The sequence below is a fragment of the Kineococcus glutinatus genome, assembly GCF_039542765.1.
In the GTDB taxonomy this organism is placed as follows: Bacteria; Actinomycetota; Actinomycetes; order Actinomycetales; family Kineococcaceae; genus Kineococcus_A; species Kineococcus_A glutinatus.
On record NZ_BAABIL010000735.1, the window covers coordinates 1 to 1,922 of the forward strand.

Consider the following 1,922-nt stretch of genomic DNA (forward strand, 5'->3'; position numbering starts at 1 on the left):
CCACGGGGGAGGCGCCCAGGACGAGCTGAAGCTGCTGGGAGAGGCAGTACAGCAGCCCGGTGAGGGCGAGCACGCTCATGAGGTTGGCGAGCACCGCGGTGCGGAACACGGGCAGCCGGAACAGCGCCACGTCCAGCAGCGGGTGCGCGAGCCGGTGCTGGCGGCGCACGAACACGACGCCGGAGGCGGTCCCGAGGGCCAGCGCGCCGACGGACACCGCGTCGAGGCCGTCGTGGGCGAGGTGCTTGACGCCGTGGACGACCGGGGCGGCCGTGGCCAGCGACAGCACGACGCTGGCGACGTCGAGCCGGCCGGGGGCGGGGTCGCGGGACTCGGGCAGCAGCAGCCGGCCGGCGACGAGCAGGACGAGCATCACGGGGACGTTGACGAGGAACACCGAGGGCCACGGGTGGTGCTCGAGCAGCCAGCCGCCCACGACGGGGCCGAGGGCGGCGCCGCCGGAGAAGCCCGCCGCCCAGACGGCCATGGCGGTGCGCCGCTGGCGCCGGTCGAGGAACACGTTGCGCAGCAGCGCCAGCGTCGAGGGCATGAGGGTGGCGCCGAAGAGCCCGAGGGCGGCGCGGGCGGCGACGAGCTGGGCGGCGGTGTGGGCGGTGGCGGCGAGCAGGGAGACGAGGCCGAACCCGGCGGCGCCGGCGAGCAGCACGCGGCGGCGGCCGAGGCGGTCGCCGAGCCAGCCGGCGGTGACGAGCAGGCCGGCGAGCACGAGCGGGTAGGCGTCGACGATCCACAGCTGCTGGGTGGCGCTGGGGCGCAGCGCGGCGCTGATCTCGGGGAGGGCGAAGGCGAGGATCGTGCCGTCCACGGCGACGAGCAGGACGGGCAGCACCAGCACGGCGAGCGCCGTCCACCCGCGGGCGCCGGCGCGGGGCGTCGCGCCGGGGGCGTCCGTCGTCGGGTGCGTCGTCGTGCTCACGGGTCCTCCACCGCTTCCCGGCCGCCACGGCGGCGGCCGGCTCCGCGGCATGTACTGTACCGTCCGGACGGTACAGCAACCAGTCCGTACCCTGGGCCGGTGCCCAGCACCTCGACGCGCGACCGGCTCCTCGACGCCCTGGAGGAGCTCCTGGTGGCCTCCGGGCCCGGTGCGGTGACGCTGGACGCGGTGGCCGCCGCCGCGGGGGTGTCCAAGGGCGGGCTGCTCTACCACTTCCGCTCCAAGGACGCCCTCGTCGCCGGCCTGCTGGAGCGGCTGCGCCTGCGCGGTGCGGAGGACGTGGAGCGGATGCGCGCCGACCCGGCGGGGGCCGTCTCCTACTACCTGCGCACCTCGGCGAGCGCCCTGGAGGAGGGGCCGCTGCACCGCACGATGGTCGCGGCGCTGTCCCTGGCGCAGAGCTCCTCGGGCCCGGCGCGGGAGACGCTCGGCGTCCTCAACGACGCCTGGTACGCCCTGCTGCGGGAGGAGGTCGGGGACGCCCGCCTCGCCCGCCTCGTCCAGCTCGTCGGCGACGGCATGTGGCTGGCGGCCAGCACGGGCGGGGAGCCGGACGACGTCGACGACATCGTGGGGCTGCTGCGCGCGGTGGGGCACCCGCCTCAGATCACGCTGCGCAATGACTCATCACGTCCTGTTTCATCAGCGCGTGACTGAGTGGTTACCGCCCGATGCGGGCCCTGGTCCCGCCGCGCCGTGGCACCGTGGTGTCAGGCGCGGAGCCGGTGACCACGGGAGAGGGGCGTGACGGGGATGCACGAGACGGTCCTGCAGGCGGTGGAGCTCGACGCGCCCACCCTGGAGCGGATCCTCGTCGACGTCGTCGCCGGCCTGCAGGCGCTCACCACGACCACCCGCTGACCTCGACCACCCGCTGACGCCGCGCCCGGCGTCAGGCGCCTCGGCGTCAGGCGCCCAGCGCCGCCCCGGCGAGCCCGGCCGCGGCCAGCGCCACGAGCAGCTC

2 protein-coding genes are annotated in these 1,922 nt (G+C 76.2%); one reads left to right on the forward strand and one right to left on the reverse strand.

Going from position 1 to position 1,922, the window contains the following annotated elements:
• On the reverse strand, positions 1–937 hold a 937-nt coding region (locus ABEB16_RS20785), incomplete at its 3' end, for an MFS transporter (RefSeq protein ID WP_345714088.1).
• 99 nt (positions 938–1,036) lie between these two features.
• On the opposite strand from ABEB16_RS20785, the gene ABEB16_RS20790 reads away from it, so the two are divergent.
• Positions 1,037–1,615, forward strand: coding sequence for a TetR/AcrR family transcriptional regulator (locus ABEB16_RS20790; RefSeq protein WP_345714089.1), 579 nt, complete (start codon positions 1,037–1,039; stop codon positions 1,613–1,615).
• Positions 1,616–1,922: the final 307 nt, after the last annotated feature.